This window comes from Castellaniella sp. (genome assembly GCF_004321985.1).
In the GTDB taxonomy this organism is placed as follows: Bacteria; Pseudomonadota; Gammaproteobacteria; order Burkholderiales; family Burkholderiaceae_B; genus Castellaniella.
The window spans coordinates 49,776-68,706 of record NZ_SCQN01000014.1 but is presented as its reverse complement, the minus strand read 5'-3'; the positions used below and the strand labels follow the sequence as shown (position 1 = coordinate 68,706).

Genomic DNA, 18,931 nt, shown 5'->3' with positions numbered 1-18,931 from the left:
CTACAACCAGCGAAACCCCACGGGGTCAATCCCCGGCGGTCCGTATGGCCTGCGCCAGAGCCGCCAGGTCCCGCCAGGCCTCGGGCTTGCCGGTCGAGCGGACCAGCAGCGAAGACGGGTGATGCGTCACCCATACCGGGATTCTCGTGCCGTCCGGGGCAGTCCAGGCATGCGGCCCGCCGCGCAGCGCGTCCATGTCGCCAGATACCCCCAGGATCGCCTGCGCGGCCGTCTTCCCCAGCGCCAGAATCCAGCGCGGCCGCACCAGCATGATCTCCCGATGCAAGTAAGGCAGACAGGCCGCAATCTCCTCGGCACTGGGCGCGCGACCGCCCAGCGCACGGCATTTGACGACGTTCGTCAGATAGGCGGACTCCGCCTCCGGCAGGCGGGCAGCCACCATCATGGCTCGCAGCAGGTTTCCAGCATCACCCTGGAAGGGCTGCCCGGAGGCATCGTCCTCGATCCCAGGCTGCTCGCCCACGATGAAATACAGCGGTTTCACCCGCACGCCAGCGCCCGGGACCGCCTGAGTGCGCTGCGCATGCAACGGACAGCGGGTGCAGGTCCCGACGGCCTGCGCGAGGGCATCCAGGTCCACGGTCGCCAGCGAGGGCGCCTCCACCGGCGGGGCTTGCGTCGCACCATCCGCTCTGCGCGGCTGCGGCACGGATGGCCGGAGCACGGGCGGCTGCACGGGCGGCTGGAGCACCGATGGCGGCCGCACGGACGGCGGCTGCACGGACAGTTCCCGCGCGGTCAGCCAGTGGGTATCGGCCCCCATTTCGTTGAGCCAGGCAAGCTGCGGCGGCAACAGGCGGCGGGGCGTCATGGCGCGGATTCTGTCAAGGAAAGCGTCATGAGCCAGGCATCTTCGCGCTTGCCCTGACCCGCAGGGTAATACCCCCGTCGCACACCCACCTGCTTGAAACCATGTCCGTGGTAGAAGCGGATGGCTCTGGTGTTGCTCTGGCGGACCTCGAGCGTGAGCGCGGGCAGGTCTGCCCGCCGGCAATGGTCGGTGCAGTACTTCAGCAACAACGCCCCCACCCCCTGGCGCTGCGCATCCGGACGCACGCCGATCACCAGCAGATGTGCCATGTCTGGCGCGTCCAGCACCAGCGCGAAACCCTGCATGCCGCCCATGCGACGAACCACCCATCCATGCTGACCCGCCGACAGGCTGTCCGCGAAATTCTGGTGCGTCCAGGGAAAGGACTGCACTTGGCGCTCGATCGCGGCCACCTCGTCCAGATCGGTTGCGGTCATGTCATGGACAGTCAGTGTCTGTGCGTCCACCGCCGGATTGCCGCCCAAGCCAGTCATGCGTTCCTGCGTCGTATAGGCGACCTTGTCGCGCACATACGCCGGTGCGGCATACTGTGCATCCACACCCAAGCCCGCCTGCCAGGACCGGGCCGCGAGCCGGGCAATGGTCGACGCCTGTACCGTGACGGGCCCCGAGGCGGTCGTCAGGTCCGCGCCCAATGCCGCCAGTTCGTCGGCCAGCCCCTCGAACACGCCAACCGCGTCGCCGTGCACCTGCCAGCCACCGCCAGCCCGCATGCCCCACCCCGCCGATTCACCGGCCACCCAGGCGGCCGCATCCGCTCGCGCCAGCAGCGCCGGCGCCTGCAAGGTGGACCATTCCGAGCCGTTCGCCCGGTAGGCGGCCGCGTAGAGCTCGTTCATGCGGGCATCTTGCAGGACCACCTGCACGCCCGCCGCGTCCCGACCGGCGCCCTGTACCGCAATCGCACACAGAGAATCTACAGGGATCACCGGCAGACCCAGCGCCACCGCCATGCCCTGAGCCACGCCACAGGACACCCGCAGCCCCGTGAAGCCACCAGGTCCTTGGCCGAAGGCCACGGCCGACAGATCGCCGGGCCGCAGCCCGGCATCGGCCAGCAGACCATGAGCGATGGGCAGAATGTGTTCCGTATGCTCGCTGCGCCCGTCATGCTGCGCCGACCGCAGCCGTATCCGGCCGGCGACACGCGAAAACAGCGCCGCACCGCACAAAGTGCTTGATGATTCAAATGCAAGAATGTGAAAATCGTCCATGGCCAAACCATTTTAATGGAGGCATGAATTCCCCGTCTGCCCGAATCGACCGATGCCACGCGGAATGACAGCTGCCCGGGCCCGCGCAGTACGCGACAATGCAGGTGTATGCATCACCCTGCCGTTTGCGGGGAACCATTCCGTTCTCTGCCCCTCCAATGTTTTTTGTGTAATTTGTTGTGATAAGCACTGGCACCTCCTTCTTGTCCCTGTTACATTTTTCGCATGAATACTCAAAACCAGACTCTCACGCGCAAAATCCTGATCGTCGATGACGATCCCAGGCTGCGCGATTTGCTCCGCCGCTACCTGACCGAACAAGGCTTCAACGTCTACGTTGCCGAAGACGCCAAGGAAATGGCCAAACTCTGGCAGCGCGAACACTTCGATCTGCTGGTGCTGGATCTGATGCTCCCAGGCGAAGACGGGCTGTCCATCTGCCGTCGACTGCGCGGGAACCATGACAACACCCCCATCATCATGCTCACCGCGAAGGCCGAGGAAATCGACCGTATCGTCGGGCTGGAGATGGGCGCCGACGACTACCTGACCAAGCCATTCAACCCGCGCGAACTGCTTGCCCGGGTCAACGCCATCCTGCGGCGCCGGGGGGCTGATGAACACCCGGGGGCGCCCAGCCAGGAAAACGAATCCATCGAGTTCGGCCCCTATGTGCTGAATCTGTCCACACGCACACTGACGCGCAATACCGAATCCGTGCCAATCACCACGGGCGAATTTTCCGTCCTCAAGGTCTTCGCCCGCCACCCCAAGGTCCCGCTGTCTCGCGACAAACTCATGGAACTTGCCCGGGGCCGCGAATACGAGGCCTTCGACCGTAGCCTGGACGTACAGATTTCGCGCCTGCGCAAACTCATCGAGCCCAATCCTTCCAAGCCCGTCTTCATCCAGACGGTCTGGGGTCTGGGCTATGTGTTCGTCCCTGACGGCGGTCAGTAACCTCTCTGCCGCCCAGCAGGCCCGGGGCTGCCGGCCGTGTTCATGACGACGCCTATGAAGCAATCGGGCCACGGCTTTCGTCCCCGACTGGGACTGTTCAGCCGGTCCTTCCTGCTCATCGCATCACTGATGCTGGTGAGTCTGGGTGCCTGGCTGCAGGTCGTCTTCAACATCGAAGAGAGCCCACGCGCGGCCCAGATGGCCGAGCGCGTGGCCTCCACCGTCAGCATCACCCGTTCAGCGCTGGTTTATGCGCCGCCCCAGGTGCGCCCGGCACTGCTGCTGGACTTGGCCACCAAGGAAAGCCTGCGCGTCCAGCCGCGCGCAGCCAGCGATGTCCTCGAGGCGCTGCCGCACACCTCGTACTGGGACCAGGTATCGAGAGAGATCCGCAACCGTCTGGGTGGACAGACCGTGATGATGTGGTCCGTGAATCAAGTGCCCGGCATCTGGATCAGCTTCCACATCGATCGTGACCAGTATTGGCTGGTGTTCGACCGCGACCAGTTGCGCCTGACCACCGGCCGTGAATGGCTGGGGTGGATCAGCGCTTCGCTGCTGCTGGCGCTGCTGGGCGCCGCCATCAGTGTCCGCTTCATCAACCAGCCGCTGGCTAGACTCGCAAAAGTCACCCAGCAGCTCGCCCGCGGAGAAATGCCCACGCCTCTGTCGGAAAAGGGGCCGACCGAAATCCGCGACCTGAACACCGCCTTCAACCGCATGGCGCGCGACCTGCGCCAGAACGAGGCAGACCGCGAGCTCATGCTGGCTGGCATCTCCCATGACCTGCGCACGCCGCTGGCACGCATGCGGCTGGAAATCGAAATGAGCCACATGACCGACGACGCGCGCCAGGCGATCGACGAAGACCTCGCCCAGATCAACCACAGCATCGGCCAGCTCATGGAGTATGCGCGGCCGGCTGGACAGGTCCCGGAAGCCGGCATCGACGTCTCACGGGTGCTGCAGGACCTGTTCGAACGCGAGCGCAGCCACACGGAATCTCTGGGTAGCGAGCTCAAGGCCGACATCGCGCCAGGCCTGCAGGCCCGCATCAGCGCCAACGACCTCAAGCGCATCGTCAGCAATCTGATCGAGAACGCACGCCGCTACGGCCGAAGTGCCGGAGATGACCGCGCGCACATCACCCTGAGCGCCTATCAGCTCGGCAACCTGCTGCGCATCGAGGTGCAGGATCAGGGTGTAGGCATCCCGCACGGCGACATCCAGCGGCTGCTGCGTCCCTTTGCCCGCGGCGAGACAGCCCGCACTGGCGTGAGCGGCGCCGGGCTGGGGCTGGCCATCGTCGAGCGGCTGCTCGGCCAGGTGGGCGGCAAGTTCGAGCTGATTTCGAACCCTTCCCAGGGTCTGCTCGCACGCATCGAGATCCCCAAGATCAAGGCTCGTCCGGCCGACAAACCCGTGGCGTAGAATGGGGTGATCGGTCGCACCGACCGATGTCACAAAAGGAGCCCCGATGAAGACCATAGGCGACAAGCTCGAGGCCTTCCGTGTCATTGGCGTCAAGCCCGGATTCAACGAACACGAGGAAAACGGCGTCTCGGCCTTCGAAGACATCACGGAATCGTCCTTCCCAGGCAAATGGAAGGTCATCTATTTCTACCCCAAGGACTTCACGCGAGTCTGCCCCACCGAGATCGTGGGCTTCAACGCGCTCGTGAGGGATTTTGAAGAACGCGACACGGTCCTCATGGGCGGATCGACGGACAACGAATTCGTCAAGCTCGCGTGGCGGCGAGACAGCCCGGAACTGAGCCGGCTGAACCACTACCAGTTCAGCGACACACCCGGAGCGCTCATCGACCAGCTCGGCATCCGCGACCGCACGGCAGGGGTGGCGCTGCGCGCCACCTTCATCGTGGACCCGGACAACGTTATCCAGCATGTATCGGTCAACAGCCTGAAGGTCGGGCGCAACCCCCAGGAAACTCTGCGGATCCTGGACGGCCTGCTCACGGACGGGCTGTGCGCCTGCAACCGGGCCATCGGCGGAAGCACGCTCTGATCTGCGCGTGGCGCTAACGGCGCGCCAGCAACACCACAGCGTCGGCGGCAATGCCCTCGTTGCGGCCCACGGGGCCCAGGCCTTCGGCCGTCTTGCCCTTGACGTTCACATCGGCCGGCTGGATCCCCAGTTCCGCCGCGATACAGGCCGCCATCGCGGCGGCGTGCGGAGCGATTCTGGGGGTCTGGGCATGCACCGTGGCATCCACGTTCACCACCGCCCAGCCCGCCTCACGAGCCATCCGCACCGATTCGCGCAAAAACAGGCGGCTGTCGGCGTCCGACCAGCGAGGATCCCGATCCGGAAAATGGCGGCCGATATCCCCCAGGCCCGCCGCACCCAGCACGGCATCGGTCACGGCGTGCAGGAGTACGTCCGCATCCGAATGCCCTGCAAGGCCCTGATCGAAAGGGATCGTCACGCCGCCGATGATCAGCGGCCGGCCGGCGACCAGGCGATGCAGGTCATGGCCTTGCCCCACCCGGAAAGGCACTAAGTCAATCATGTCCGGTCTCCCGTTGCATGTTTCTCGAACCAGGCGAAGTCTTCCGGCCAGGTAAGCTTGAAGTTTTCGCGCGCGCCGCGCACCAGAAGAGGAGTGCGACCCTGCCCGGCCAACCGTTCAACGGCCGAGGCCTCGTCCGTGACCTGGACATCGCCGGCGCAGGCCCGCAGCGCCGGCAGCAGCTCGCCTACCCGAAACATCTGCGGCGTCTGCGCCAGCCACAAAGATTCGCGCGAACGCGTCGCCGCGATCTCGCACAAGCTGTCCGGCGCGGCAAGCTCCCGGGAACCCCTGGCCGGCTCCGCCGGAACAGCGGCAGGCGCCGGGCGGCCCTGTTTGACGGTATCGTCCACCGGCAAGGCCAGAATGCCGCCGCGCCCCGTCCGAAGACAGGTATCGATCAATCGTCCCAGCGCATCGGCAGGCAGCCCGGGGCGCGCCGCATCATGCACCAGCACCCAGGCCGCCTCGGGCAGATCAGCATCCAGCAACGCAGCGCGCACCGTATCAGCCCGTGCCGGCCCGCCGCAGCGCCGTATCACAGTACGCGGCAAGCCTCTCAGGGCTGCCTCCGCCCACACGTCGGCAGCCGAGACGGCCACGCGGATCTGGGCGATGCGGGAGTCGGCCAGCAAAGCACGCACGGCCAGGCGCAACATGGGCTGGCCCGCGAGCAGCCGGTACTGCTTGGGTTGCCCGTTTGCCGCCGCGCGCGCGCCCACGCCCGCCGCAGGCACGATGGCCACCAGAGTTGGAGGAGTCATGGACGCCGATTGTAGACCAGCGCCGCCCGCAGCCGCTCACCCGTCCGGTCTGGAACCCACCCCCATCGACGACGCGTACCGCCGTTCAATGCCATAATTCCCCAGAGCCATGTGGACTCGTCCGAATCCGGTCACGGAGCAGCGCAACGCCATGAACACCCTGGAACTGCTGGAAATCAGCCCTGTCATCCCCGTCATCGTCATTGACGACATTGCTACGGCAGTGGACCTGGCGCGTGCGTTGGTGGCCGGTCAGGTCCGGGCGCTCGAGGTCACCTTGCGCTCGCCGGCCGCGCTAGATGCCATTCGCGCCATCCACGATCAGGTACCCGACGCGGTGGTGGGCGTCGGTACCGTGCGCACCCCTGCCCAACTGGACGCGGCCCTGCGCGCGGGCGCCCGCTTCGGCGTCAGCCCCGGCCTGACGGAAGAGGTGGCGCGAGCGGCCGCCACTTCGGGCGTACCGTTTCTGCCGGGTGTAGCCACCGCTTCGGAAGCCATGCGCGCGGCTGAGCTCGGGTTCGGCGCACTCAAGCTGTTCCCGGCCGAGGCCGTCGGCGGCGCAGCATTGCTGAAATCCTGGTTTGGCCCCCTGCCTGACCTGATGTTCTGCCCCACCGGCGGCATCCACGCCGGCAACATGGCGGCGTATCTGGCGCTGCCCAATGTCCGGTGCGTGGGCGGATCCTGGCTGACGCCGCACGCCGCCGTCCGGGACCACGACTGGGGCGCAGTGACGGCGCTCGCCGCGCAGGCTGTGGAACTCGCCCGAACAGCAGCGGGCAAGCCTCTCGCCTGAAGTCTTACGCCGTCGGGAAGGCCGCCAACGGCGGGTCGCCACGCAGCACACTGAGCAGATTGCTCACGGCCATGTCGGCCATCGCCGTACGGGTTTCATGCGTGGCGGACCCCATGTGCGGCAGCGCCAGAACCCTGGGGTGATCCCGAAGGCGTGAATCCAGGGGCAATGGTTCGACCGCGAAGACGTCCAGCCCGGCAGCCCGCAGATGCCCGCTATCGAGCGCATCCAGCAAAGCCGGTTCCTGCACGATGGGTCCGCGCGCCGCATTGATGAGAATGGACCCCCGCTTCATTTTCGCCAGCGCCTGTGGGCCTATCATGCCCCGCGTCTGCTCCGTCAACGGCACCATCACGACGACGAAATCGGATTGTGCCAACAACTCATCCAGTTCGACGGCCCGCGCCGCGTTGGCGGGCAGGCCGCTGTCCACCGGACGCCGGGTGTGATAGAGCACCGGCATGCCGAACCCCAGTGCCGCGCGCTGCGCGACGGCACGGCCAATGCGGCCATACCCGATGATGCCCAGCGTCTTGCCGTGAACGTCCCAGCCATAGTCGGCGGACTCCAGGCTTTGGCGCCAACGTCCCTCGCGCACCATGCGCGCCATCTCGAACATCCGGCGGCTGGTTGCAATCACCATGCCGAACAACAGATCAGCCACCGATTCGGTCAGCACGTCGGGAGTATGGCACAGCACGATGGACCGCCGGTTCAGGGCTGCCAGCGGATAATGATCCACACCAACCGAGATGCTGGAAATCACCCGCAGATGGGGGGCACGGTCCAGCATGGACTCGTCGATCTCCACGCCGGACCCGATCAGCCCACGAGCCTGTGGCAGAGTGGCCAGGAAGGCCTGACGCCCCGCCTCGCCGTGATCGTAGACCTCGACCACCTCATGTTCCTGGCGCAGGCGTTCCAGCTGCTCGGCTGGAATCTTGCGGTACAACAAGACAGACTGACGGCTCATGGACCGAACTCCAATGACTTGACAATGTGAGGCCATGATAAGCCGACCGGGATCTGCGTGCACGGCCAGGCGGGACTGTCCGCGCGCCGCTCAGAACCCGGCGGCGTCCAGAATATCGCGCGTGGGCAGACCTTCGGTATCACCCATGACCTGCACCGCCCGGGCGCCGATCCATGTGCCACGGGCCACGGCCCGCTCCAGCGAACAACCCTCGAGCAGCCCGCTGACCACGCCAACCGCGAAGCCATCACCGGCGCCCACCGTGTCCACCACCTGAGCCACCGGGACGGCAGGCACCGTCCCGTGCTGGCGCCCATCGTCAAAATAGGCCCCTGCATCACCCAGTTTCACGGCCACCAGCTTCGCACCCTGGTCCAAGTAGAAGCGCGCGATGTCCTGCGGTGACTCCAGGCCCGTCAACAGCCGGCCCTCGGCCAGTCCCGGCAGCACCCAGTCGGCCAAGGCAGCAAGCCCGTTGATGCCGGCGCGCATGGATTCGGGTGATGCCCATAACGAAGGCCGAAGGTTCGGGTCAAAGGACACCGTCCGGCCGGCTGCTCGCATCAGACTCATGGTGTGCTTCGTGAGCTCATGGGTCGTGGCGGACACCGCCGCGAACACCCCGGTGGCGTGCAGATGGCGCGCCGACAGCAGCCAGGACTCGTCCACATCGGCCACCGTCATGCGGCTCGCTGCGGATCCCTGGCGATGATATTCGACGAACGGATCGCTACCGTCCGTGACCTTGCCCTTGAACAGCATGCCGGTGGATTCACCGGCCACGCAGACCACCCGCGAGCAGTCCACGCCTTCCGCACCGATGCTCTCCAGCAGATAGCGGCCCACGGTGTCCTGACCCAGGCGGCTCGCCCAGCCCACGCGCAGCCCCAGGCGCGCCAGACCGATTGCCACGTTGGTTTCAGCGCCCGCTGTCCTCTTGTGAAACAGATCGACCGACTCCAGAGGCCCTGGCCGGGCGGCGACCAGCATCATCATGGCCTCACCAAAGGCCACCACATCCAGCGACCGGGACACGGCGGTGTCACCGGGCATGGCGCAACTCATCCAGGGCCTGGCGCGTCACCGCGCAGAGATCCTCGCCCACGAGCGGGTATTCGATCGCGCGCGCGGCATCCGCCGGCAGCGCCCGCAGAATCGCGCGCCACGGAGCCGAGGATTGTTCCAGCGGAACCGCCACCCATTTGTCGGGCCGGCGAAAGACGCCCTTGCAGTGGATGTACTGCACATGGCCGGCGAAGACCCGGGCCATCTCCAGGGGGGATTCACCCACCCAGTGCCAGTTTCCCACATCGAAGGTCATGCCCAGCGGCACGTCCCAGGCCTGGGACTCGCGGAAAAAGGCTTCCAGCGCAGGCTGGGTGCCCGAGCAGGCCCGCTGGTCGTTTTCCACCAGCAGCGCAGCCGGGCTTCCCGCCAGCAACGACTTCAGCGCCCGCCAGCCCACCGCATCCCCCGGCGGGAAACCGCCGATGGACATCTTCAGGGTTGCAGCCCCCAACACCCGCGCACGATCCAGGCCTTCGGCCACTGCTTCGTGTGAAAACCGGCCGGACTCGTCCCACATGGCACGCGGGCTCGAATAGACGCACCTCATGCCGGTGTCCGCCACGATCCTCGACAGTTCGCCGAGTTCGTCCGGATCACCGCGCAACAGCTCGCCGCGCACCTCCACGCCATCGGCCCCGGCCTCATGGGACAGGCGGGCAAACCAAGCCTGTCCATGGCGCCGGACTTCAGACGCACCAAACGCCGTCAGCGAAATCATCGCAACGCAGGATTCAGTCATCATCGACCCGAAATGAGTTCAGCCAGGAAGGGAAAGCAGGAACCGTCAGGAATGCTTCAGCGCCGGCAGTGGCGTGCCCAGCCACTTTTCATAAAGCTTGCTGAATTCGCCGTTCTGAATGTTGCGGTCGATCAAATCATTGACCGTCTTGAGCGTATTGGGCTCACCCTGGCGCATCGCAACAGCCATTTCCTGCTGCAGCAGCACGAACTTCTGATTGAAGCGGTTCGGCGCGCGCTTGGCGATCCCGGCAGCAACGGTGGTGGAGCAGCCGATGGCATCCACCTGTCCCGAGAGCAGAGCCTGCATGGCCGATGCATCATCGTCAAAGCGCTGGATCTTCGCGTCCTTGGGAGTGATCTTGGTGACCGCGATATCCTGGGTGCTGGCCCGGGCCACGCCAATCCTCAGGCCCGACAGGCCCTTGGGGCCCGAAACCTTCAGGTTCTTGCCGCCGAAGACGACGATCTGCGCAGCCGAATACGGGTGCGAAAACTGCACCTGTTTGGCACGCTCTGCCGTGATGGCAAGCGACGCCACCAGCAGATCGACCTTGCCCGTCAACAGATAGGGGATCCTGTTCGGCCCAGTCACCGGCACGATCTTGAGCTTGACGCCCAGATCCTTGGCCAGGACGCGAGCGACGTCGGCATCATAGCCGTCGGGCTTGTTCTCCGTGTTCATGATGCCGTAGGGTGGAAAGTCCACCAGCATCCCGATCGTGAGTTCGCCTTTTTGCTTGACCTGGTCAATGGTTTCGGCTTGGGCCACAGGAGCCAGCCCCAGGCCCAGCGACGCTGTGGCGGTCAGTACGGCAGCACCGACGATGCCGCGCAGGGTACGACGAGTAAACATACGGTGTCTCCTTGATATGATTGGGCATGGCGCCCGGTAAAACCGGCATGAAACTGGTTCAAGAGTGTACTGCAAAGGTACGATGTCTCCGCATGACGGCGCACGCGGCATGCGGCTGAAGGCCAGCTCTCCTATACTATCGCCTTCATGGATTCTGCTGCTTCCTCACTTCTCATTCCGTCGGTCGCGACCACGCTGGCGGCGCTGAAGCCCGGCCAACGCTACGCCCAGCCGCGACCGCCCGGTTCAGGGGATGCCTGCCTGCTGGCGGCACTGGCCCGCGAGGCCGGCCACACGCTGGCGACGTTCTGCGCCGACCCGCTGGCCGCACAGCGCCTGGCGGAAGAAATCGCGCTATTCGACCCCGATTTGCGTGTGCGTTTCCTGCCGGACTGGGAGACGCTGCCCTATGACAGCTTCTCGCCGCACCAGGACCTGATTTCGGAGCGGCTGCGCACCCTCCATTCGCTGACTCAGAACGCTGTGGACGTGCTGGTGGTGCCCGTCACGACCGCCCTGGTGCGCCTCGCACCCACTTCGTTTCTGGCAGCCTACACTTTTGCCTTCCGTCAAGGCGACACACTGGTTGAGGACCGCCTGCGCGCCCAACTGACGCTGGCCAATTACAGCCACGTCACCCAGGTGAGCGCGCCGGGGGAATTCTGCATCCGCGGCGGATTGATCGACCTGTTTCCCATGGGGTCGGCACTACCCTACCGCATCGACCTGTTCGACCGCGAGATCGAATCCATCCGTAGCTTCGACATCGACACACAACGCAGCCTGTACCCGGTGCGCGAAATCGAACTGCTGCCCGGGCGCGAGTTCCCAATGGACGAGGCCGCGCGCAACCGCTTTCGCGCCCGCTTCCGCGAAGTCTTCGAGGGCGACCCGTCACGCGCGCTGCCCTACAAGGACATCGGCAACGGCATCGCGTTCGCAGGCATCGAATACTATCTGCCACTGTTTTTCGAACACACGGCATCGCTGTTCGACTATCTTCCCGACGATGCGATCACGCTCACGCTGGGCGACGTATCCACCGCCATCACGCGCTTCCACCAGGATGCGCACAACCGCTGGCAATTCCTGAAGTCTGACCCGGAACGCCCGGTGCTGGCTCCCGACGTGCTGTTCCTGGGCGACGATGAGTTCCACACGCACCTGAAGGATACTGCGCGCCTGGCACTGATCAATGATCAGCCACACCCCGATTTCGCCGCCAGCCCCGACGTCGCCGTCAACCGGCGGGCCGAAGATCCGTTGGCCAGCCTGCGCCGCCACCTGGCACAGAGCCCGCTGCGCACGGTCATCTGCGTAGATTCCGCCGGCCGCCGTGAAACCATCACGGAAATGCTGGAGGACTACCGCCTGCCTCCCGACGCCGCGTTCGACACCTGGCAGGATTACCTGGCTGGAGAGTCTCGTTTCGCGCTGGTCATCGCACCGCTCGCTGGTGGATTCCTGCTGCCGCCAGCCGGGCTGGCCATCCTGACGGAGAACGACCTCTACCCCAGCCAGTCGGGGCGCCTGGCCACCACACGCCGACGCCGCGCCGAACACAGCAGCAACATCGACTCCATGGTGCGGGACCTGGCCGAGCTGCACGTCGGTGATCCTGTGGTGCATGCGCAGCACGGCATCGGGCGCTACCGAGGCCTGGTCAGCATGGATCTGGGCGAAGGCCCCATCGAACTGCTGCACCTGGAGTACGCCCACGAGGCCACCCTCTATGTACCCGTCTCGCAGCTTCACCTGATCGCCCGATACAGCGGTGCCGACCCGGAACACGCCCCTCTGCATCCTCTGGGTTCGGGCCAGTGGGAAAAGCTGCGCCGCAAAGCAGCCCGCCAGGCGCGCGACACGGCCGCCGAGCTGCTCGCGCTCTATGCCCAGCGCGCCGCGCGCGAAGGCCTGCACTTCCAGCTTCCGGCCAGGGACTACCAGGCCTTCACCGAAGGCTTCGGCTTCGAGGAGACGCCGGACCAGGCTGCCGCCATCGAAGCCGTCATCCAGGACATGACCTCTGGCCGCCCCATGGACCGCCTGGTCTGTGGCGACGTGGGCTTCGGCAAGACCGAGGTCGCATTGCGGGCCGCCTTCCTGGCAGTCATGAACGGTCGGCAGGTGGCGCTGCTTTGCCCCACGACGCTGCTGGCCGAGCAACACGCCCAGAACTTCATCACCCGCTTTGCGGACTGGCCGGTGCGCATCGCCGAACTGTCACGCTTCCGGACGAGCAAGGAGGCGGCGAAAGCCATCGCCGGGCTGTCCGACGGATCGGTGGACATTGTCATCGGCACGCACAAGCTGCTGTCCAAAGAGATCCGTTACAAGCAGCTCGGGCTGGTCGTGATCGACGAGGAACACCGCTTCGGCGTGCGCCAGAAGGAAGCCCTGAAGGCGCTGCGGGCCGAAGTCGACGTGCTCACTCTCACGGCCACGCCGATCCCCCGGACACTGGGCATGTCCCTGGAAGGCATCCGCGACTTCTCCGTCATCGCCACAGCGCCGCAGAAGCGTCTGGCCATCAAGACCTTCGTGCGCCGGGAAGACGGCAGCACCATTCGGGAGGCCATCCTGCGCGAACTCAAGCGCGGCGGCCAGGTCTACTTCCTGCACAACGAAGTGGAGACCATCCACAACCGCCGCGCACGGCTGGAAGAGCTGGTGCCCGAGGCACGCATTGCCGTGGCCCACGGCCAGATGGGCGAGCGGGAACTGGAAGAAGTCATGAAGGGCTTCTATCAGCAACGCAGCAACGTGCTGCTGTGCACCACCATCATCGAGACCGGCATCGACGTCCCCACGGCCAACACCATCCTGATCCACCGAGCCGACAAGCTGGGGCTGGCCCAGCTCCACCAGTTGCGCGGGCGCGTCGGGCGCTCGCACCACCAGGCCTACGCCTACCTGCTCACGCCAGGCGAGGACGCGATCACTGCCAACGCCAAGAAGCGGCTGGAGGCCATCCAGTCAATGGAAGAGCTGGGCGCCGGGTTCTTTCTGGCGATGCACGATCTGGAGATCCGCGGCAGCGGCGAGATCCTGGGCGAATCCCAGTCGGGCAACATCCAGGAGGTTGGATACTCGCTCTACAACGATATGCTGGCCGCCGCCGTGCGGGCGCTCAAATCGGGTGAGGAACCGGACCTGGACGGGTCATTGGACGCGCAATGTGAAGTCAATCTACATGCGCCGGCCCTGCTGCCCTCTGACTACTGCGGCGACGTGCAGGCTCGCCTGGGCCTGTACAAGCGTCTGGCGCACGCCAAGGACGCGGACGGCCTGACCGAGATCCAGGAAGAACTGATCGACCGCTATGGAAAGCTGCCCGAGGCGGGCCAGACGCTGCTGTCATTGCACCGGCTGCGGCTCTTGGCCGAACCGCTGGGCGTCATCAAGATCGATGCCGGCGAAACCCAGGCATCGATCCAGTTTTCCGCCCAGCCCAGCGTGGAGCCGCTACGCATCATCGAACTGGTGCAACAGGACCGCCAGATCCGCCTGAACGGCCCCGACCGCCTCAAGGTGTCCTACGGAGGCACGGTCGACGTGCCCGGCCGCGTGCAGCAACTGCGCGGACTGCTGCAGAAGCTGGCCGCCTGATTCCCGGGCCATACCTGATCGACGGGGGTAGTGGCACCCACGGGCCGTGGGACGTAACAGCCGGCCCAGGTACCGGCTAATGCTGCCGCCGAAACCAGTTCAGGACAGCATCCAGCGGACTGACATCCAGCGCGAAGCGCGCCTGCGCCCGCACGACGGGCTTGGCCCGGTAGGCGACCGAATAGTGCGCAAGAGCCATCATGGGGAGATCGTTGGAGCCGTCGCCCAGCACGATGATCTGCTCAGGCACAGCCCCCAGCGTCTGAGCTGCCGCCTGAACATGACGTGCTTTTACCGCGCCGTCCACGATCTCGCCCAGTACACGCCCGGTCAGCACGCCATCGACGATTTCCAACGTATTGGCATGCGCTTCGTCCAGCATCAGGCCTCGCCGCAGGCGTTCCGTGAAGAACGTGAAGCCCCCCGACACCAGCACCACACGGATGCCATGTTTCTGCACGGCCTGTATCAACGCTTCGGCGCCCGGATTGAGCCGCAGCCGCTGGGTGAAAACCTGTTCCAGGGCAGACTGCGGGACACCCTTCAGCAACGCCACGCGCCGGCGCAGGCTCTCCGAGAAGTCTTTCAGTTCGCCGCGCATCGCAGCCTCGGTGATCGCCGCCACCTCAGCCTTGCGGCCGACGGCCGCCGCAATCTCGTCGATGCATTCGATATTGACCAGCGTGGAATCCATGTCCATCGCCAGCAGCTTGCAGTCGGCCAGTCGTCTGATGGACTCCAGCCAGGCCGCATCCATGTGGGCCGCCTGCGCAAGCGCCATCACCTCGGCCTGCGTATCGGACGCCACGCCCAGCAGACGTACGGCGGTTGGGGTCAGCTCCTGCACGCCGCTGGCACAGGCAACGGCGGCCAGCCGCTCGATGTCGTCGCGCATCAGGCGCGGGGCCTGCAGAATCACGTGAGCCACGCGGGAATCTCCAGAGCTAATGGTGGCGCCGGGCCTTGAGCATATAGCGCCAGACGAAGCCCGGGTAGGCCAGCACCACAAACAGCGCCAGCGTCACGGCATAGAATTCCCAGCCCTGGGTGAAGCCATTGCCCAGATTGAGTTCCAGCGAATTGCCCAGCGTCCCGACCAGTACATAGCTGACCAGGACTTCCAGGAGGCGGTCGATGAACGGTTTGACCGGCTCCACGGACCGGCGCACGGCAGCCCGGACCGGGGTCGGCGGGGTAGCTGCTGATGGCGCACCGGCGCCGCTGGCAGCATCCGCTGAACGCCCCGACACTCCCGGCCAGTACAGCCAGGCCGCCATGATCAACACGCTGATCAACAGCTTGACGAAAAACAGCGCCGCCGTGCTGCCGCCGCCGGCGAACGCGCCGCCAACCAGGGTCAGCGTCCCATAGGACCACAGCGCCACCCCAGCCAAAAAGACCAGACAACGCACCCAGCGCAAACCACTGCCGCTGCCCTGGGTGGCTGCCCACCCCCAAGCTGCCAGTGGCCGGTCCAGAACGAACGGCAGGTTCGCCATCACCAATGCACTGAAAATAACCAGCCAAACTGCTACCGACAAGGTCATGACGCGTCCCGCTCAGCCGTTTGGAAACTCAGAACACCAGCGACTGCGTGATGACGCGTTCGCACAGCGCAATCAGGCCGCCCGGCAGAATGCCCAGGCCGATCACCAGCAGGCCGTTGAGCGACATGACGCTGCGCGTGGCAAAAGTGCCCGTGCTGAGCACCACGCCATCCTCGGGTTCGTCAAAATACGCCATCTTCACCACGCGCAGGTAGTAGAAGGCGCCAATCAGCGAGCACATCACGGCAAACACCGCCAGCCACACATAACCGGCGCTCACCACCGCCTGCAGCACGATGAGCTTGGCATAGAAACCCGACAGCGGCGGGATGCCGGCCAGCGAGAACATGGACAGCAGCAGCACACCCGCCAGCAACGGATTGCGCCGATTCAAGCCTTTCAGATCGGCGATCTCTTCGGCTTCGAAACCCTGGCGCGAGAGCAGCAGGATCAGGCCGAACGTGGACAGCGTGGTCAGCACATAGATCACGACGTAGAACAGTGACGCGCCATAAGCGGCCGCGTTGGTCCCGGCATGGCCGCTGGATACCCCCGACAGCAGTCCCAGAAATACATAGCCCATCTGCCCGATAGCCGAATACGCCAGCATGCGCTTGAAGTTGGTCTGCGCGATGGCCACGATGTTGCCCAGCGCCAGCGACAGCACAGCCATGATGAGCAGCATGGGCTGCCAGTCCACGGCAATACCGTGCAGCGCCTCGATGAGCAGCCGCAGCGTGATGCAGAAGGCCGCGAACTTCGGGGCCGCCCCCACCAGCAGCGTGACCGTGGTCGGAGCACCCTGGTAGACATCCGGCGTCCACATGTGAAATGGTGCGGCCGTCAGCTTGAACCCCAGGCCGGCAACGATGAAGACAACGCCAAAGGCCAGCGGCAGACTCTGGGCGTGACCCCCGCGAATCACCTGGGCGATCTCGGCCAGCCCGACTTCGCCGGTCGCGCCATAGATCATGGACATACCGTAGAGCAGGATGCCAGAAGCCAGGCAGCCCAGTACGTAGTACTTCATCGCGGCTTCGGTGGACGCCAGATGGTCGCGGCGCAGCGCCACCAGCGCGTAAAGCGCAAACGACATCAACTCCACACCCAAGTACACGGTCAGCATGCTGCCGGCCGAGATCATCACGAATTCACCCAGCAGCATGATGAGCGTGAGTGAGTAAAGCTCCCCGCCACGCGACGTCATGTCACGCTTCTCGGAATATGAACGACCGTAGATCAGGGTCACGCCCACGGCGACGGCCGACAGGATCTTCAGGAAATGCCCCAGCGAATCCGCCACATACAGGCTGCTGAAGGTGCGCCCGTGCAGGCCGCTGCGCCATTGCCCCCAGGACACCAGGATCACGATCACCAGCGTCGCCATGGTCAGCGTGAAGGTCATGCGACGCCCCGAATCGCGATCGAAGGCATCCAGCAGCAGGACCAGGCAGGTCAGCGCCAGCAGCACGATCTCGGGGGCCGCCAGTGCGAAGTCAAATAGAGTATGCATGGTTAGTCAGGCCTACAGTTTCGAGATGGCCACGTGCTGCATCAGCGCATTGACCGAGGGGTGCATCAAATCAGTGAAGAAGCTCGGGAAGATCCCCAGGAACAACACCATGATGGCCAGCAGCCCCAGCACCAGATATTCGCGCCCGTTGATGTCCTTCATGCCCGAGACATTCTCGTTGGCGACCGGCCCGTAGGCCACGCGCTTGAGCATCCACAGCGAATAGCCCGCCCCCCACATCAGCGCCGTCGCGGCCAGTAGCCCGACCCAGAAGTTGAACTGGACGGCGCCCAGGATCACGGTGAATTCGCCCACGAACCCGCTGGTGCCCGGCAGGCCGGCATTGGCCATCGAAAACAGCACGAAGAAGGTCACGAACTTGGGCATGCGGTTGATGATCCCGCCATAGGCATCGATGCGCCGCGTGTGCAGCCGGTCGTACATCACGCCGATGCACATGAACATGGCGCCCGACACGAAACCGTGCGACAGCATCTGGATGATGGCGCCTTCCATGCCGGTGACGTTGAACAGGAAGAAGCCCAGGGTCACATACCCCATGTGGGCGACCGATGAATACGCCACCAGCTTCTTCATGTCGTCCTGGACGATGGCCACCAGCCCGATGTAGACAATCGCAATCAGCGAGAGCACGATCATGAGTCCGGCCAGGCTGTGCGAGGCGTCCGGCGCGATGGGCAGCAGGAAGCGCAGGAACGCGTAGCAGCCCAGTTTCAGCATGACCGCCGCCAGGACGATGGAACCGCCCGTAGGCGCCTCGACGTGCGCATCCGGCAGCCAGGTGTGAATGGGCCACATGGGGACCTTCACCGCAAAGGCGGCCAGCAGCGCAATGAAGATGAAGATCTGCTGCGAATAATTCAGCTTCAGGTGCTGCCAGGTGGCCACATCGAACGAGCCATTCGATTCGTGCCACAGGTAGATGTAGGCAATCAGCGTGAGCAGCGACCCCATCAGCGTGTAGAGGAAGAACTTCAGCGCCGCATAGACGCGATTCGGTCCCCCCCAGGCGCCGATGATGATGTACATCGGGATCAGCGTGGCCTCGAAGAAAACGTAGAACAGCATCCCGTCCAGCGCGCAGAACACGCCGATCATGAGTCCCGACAGAATCAGGAATGCCGCCATGTACTGCGCCACGCGGGATTTGATGACCTCCCAGCCCGCCAGCACCACGATGATGGTGATGAAGGAGGTGAGCAGGATGAACCAGACCGATATCCCGTCGATCCCCAGGTGATAGTTCAGGTTGAAGGTCTCGATCCAGGGCCTGTTCTCGACGAACTGCATGTCGGCCGTGTGCGGGTTGAAACCCGTGTACAGCGGCAACGTCACCAGAAAGCCGGCGATGGAGCCGATCAGCGACAGGACCCGCGCGGGTCCGGGATTGTCATCCCGGCCGATCAGCAGCACCAGCAATCCGAAGACGATCGGAACGAAGATCGATAGAGTCAGCCAGGGCAGTGACGAAGTCGCCATTTCGCT

General features: G+C 64.9%; 17 protein-coding genes. 5 read left to right on the top strand and 12 right to left on the bottom strand.

Annotated elements, in window-relative coordinates:
• Positions 1-25 precede the first annotated feature (25 nt).
• Both EPN31_RS03770 and tsaB read right to left on the bottom strand, forming a co-directional pair.
• Positions 26-832: a uracil-DNA glycosylase family protein gene (locus tag EPN31_RS03770; protein ID WP_291769715.1), complete on the bottom strand. Its 807-nt coding sequence runs from the start codon at positions 830-832 to the stop codon at positions 26-28.
• The gene (gene tsaB, locus EPN31_RS03765; RefSeq protein ID WP_291769712.1) at positions 829-2,067 is read right to left on the bottom strand and encodes a tRNA (adenosine(37)-N6)-threonylcarbamoyltransferase complex dimerization subunit type 1 TsaB; all 1,239 of its coding nucleotides are present in this window, start codon (positions 2,065-2,067) and stop codon (positions 829-831) included. The genes EPN31_RS03770 and tsaB overlap by 4 nt, the downstream gene beginning before the upstream one ends.
• 225 nt (positions 2,068-2,292) lie before the next feature.
• Here tsaB and ompR point away from each other — a divergent pair, with 225 nt between their 5' ends.
• The 3 genes from ompR to EPN31_RS03750 are packed head-to-tail and all read left to right on the top strand — an operon-like array spanning position 2,293 to position 5,053.
• The gene (ompR, locus tag EPN31_RS03760; protein WP_291769709.1) at positions 2,293-3,027 is read left to right on the top strand and encodes a two-component system response regulator OmpR; all 735 of its coding nucleotides are present in this window, start codon (positions 2,293-2,295) and stop codon (positions 3,025-3,027) included.
• A 42-nt stretch (positions 3,028-3,069) separates the two neighbouring features.
• Positions 3,070-4,458 carry an ATP-binding protein gene (locus EPN31_RS03755; protein WP_291769706.1) on the top strand — a complete coding sequence of 463 codons (1,389 nt, stop codon included), beginning with the start codon at positions 3,070-3,072 and terminating at the stop codon, positions 4,456-4,458.
• Positions 4,459-4,504: 46 nt separating this feature from the next.
• On the top strand, positions 4,505-5,053 hold the full coding sequence (locus EPN31_RS03750) for a peroxiredoxin (RefSeq protein ID WP_291769703.1): 549 nt from the start codon (positions 4,505-4,507) through the stop codon (positions 5,051-5,053).
• Positions 5,054-5,066: 13 nt separating this feature from the next.
• On the opposite strand, the gene ispF is transcribed toward EPN31_RS03750, so the two are convergent.
• Both ispF and EPN31_RS03740 read right to left on the bottom strand, forming a co-directional pair.
• Complete coding sequence (gene ispF / locus EPN31_RS03745; RefSeq protein WP_291769700.1) at positions 5,067-5,558, bottom strand: 2-C-methyl-D-erythritol 2,4-cyclodiphosphate synthase; 492 nt, start codon at positions 5,556-5,558, stop codon at positions 5,067-5,069.
• Positions 5,555-6,322 carry a 2-C-methyl-D-erythritol 4-phosphate cytidylyltransferase gene (locus EPN31_RS03740; RefSeq protein ID WP_291769698.1) on the bottom strand — a complete coding sequence of 256 codons (768 nt, stop codon included), beginning with the start codon at positions 6,320-6,322 and terminating at the stop codon, positions 5,555-5,557. The genes ispF and EPN31_RS03740 overlap by 4 nt, the downstream gene beginning before the upstream one ends.
• Positions 6,323-6,473: 151 nt before the next feature.
• Between EPN31_RS03740 and eda the strand changes: the two genes are divergently transcribed.
• Positions 6,474-7,121, top strand: coding sequence for a bifunctional 4-hydroxy-2-oxoglutarate aldolase/2-dehydro-3-deoxy-phosphogluconate aldolase (eda, locus tag EPN31_RS03735; protein WP_291769695.1), 648 nt, complete (start codon positions 6,474-6,476; stop codon positions 7,119-7,121).
• A gap of 4 nt (positions 7,122-7,125) precedes the next feature.
• On the opposite strand, the gene EPN31_RS03730 is transcribed toward eda, so the two are convergent.
• From EPN31_RS03730 to EPN31_RS03715, 4 genes are all read right to left on the bottom strand, one after another.
• Positions 7,126-8,094, bottom strand: coding sequence for a D-glycerate dehydrogenase (locus tag EPN31_RS03730; RefSeq protein ID WP_291769691.1), 969 nt, complete (start codon positions 8,092-8,094; stop codon positions 7,126-7,128).
• A gap of 90 nt (positions 8,095-8,184) precedes the next feature.
• Positions 8,185-9,147 (bottom strand): sugar kinase, encoded by a 963-nt coding sequence (locus tag EPN31_RS03725; RefSeq protein ID WP_291769686.1) that lies wholly within the window; start codon positions 9,145-9,147, stop codon positions 8,185-8,187.
• Positions 9,137-9,904, bottom strand: coding sequence for a TIM barrel protein (locus EPN31_RS03720; RefSeq protein WP_291769684.1), 768 nt, complete (start codon positions 9,902-9,904; stop codon positions 9,137-9,139). Before EPN31_RS03720 ends, EPN31_RS03725 begins: the two co-directional genes overlap by 11 nt.
• Positions 9,905-9,946: 42 nt before the next feature.
• Positions 9,947-10,756, bottom strand: a complete 810-nt coding sequence (locus EPN31_RS03715) for a transporter substrate-binding domain-containing protein (protein ID WP_291769681.1) — start codon at positions 10,754-10,756, stop codon at positions 9,947-9,949.
• Between the two features lie 147 nt (positions 10,757-10,903).
• On the opposite strand from EPN31_RS03715, the gene mfd reads away from it, so the two are divergent.
• Positions 10,904-14,365 (top strand): transcription-repair coupling factor, encoded by a 3,462-nt coding sequence (gene mfd / locus EPN31_RS03710; RefSeq protein WP_291769678.1) that lies wholly within the window; start codon positions 10,904-10,906, stop codon positions 14,363-14,365.
• A 76-nt stretch (positions 14,366-14,441) separates the two neighbouring features.
• On the opposite strand, the gene serB is transcribed toward mfd, so the two are convergent.
• The 4 genes from serB to EPN31_RS03690 form a co-directional block, all read right to left on the bottom strand.
• Positions 14,442-15,293 (bottom strand): phosphoserine phosphatase SerB, encoded by an 852-nt coding sequence (gene serB / locus EPN31_RS03705; protein WP_291769675.1) that lies wholly within the window; start codon positions 15,291-15,293, stop codon positions 14,442-14,444.
• Positions 15,294-15,309: 16 nt separating this feature from the next.
• Positions 15,310-15,642 (bottom strand): DUF2818 family protein, encoded by a 333-nt coding sequence (locus EPN31_RS16670; protein ID WP_367188290.1) that lies wholly within the window; start codon positions 15,640-15,642, stop codon positions 15,310-15,312.
• Positions 15,643-15,940: 298 nt separating this feature from the next.
• On the bottom strand, positions 15,941-17,425 hold the full coding sequence (gene nuoN, locus EPN31_RS03695) for an NADH-quinone oxidoreductase subunit NuoN (RefSeq protein WP_291769670.1): 1,485 nt from the start codon (positions 17,423-17,425) through the stop codon (positions 15,941-15,943).
• Positions 17,426-17,437: 12 nt separating this feature from the next.
• The gene (locus EPN31_RS03690; RefSeq protein ID WP_291769666.1) at positions 17,438-18,925 is read right to left on the bottom strand and encodes an NADH-quinone oxidoreductase subunit M; all 1,488 of its coding nucleotides are present in this window, start codon (positions 18,923-18,925) and stop codon (positions 17,438-17,440) included.
• Positions 18,926-18,931: the final 6 nt, after the last annotated feature.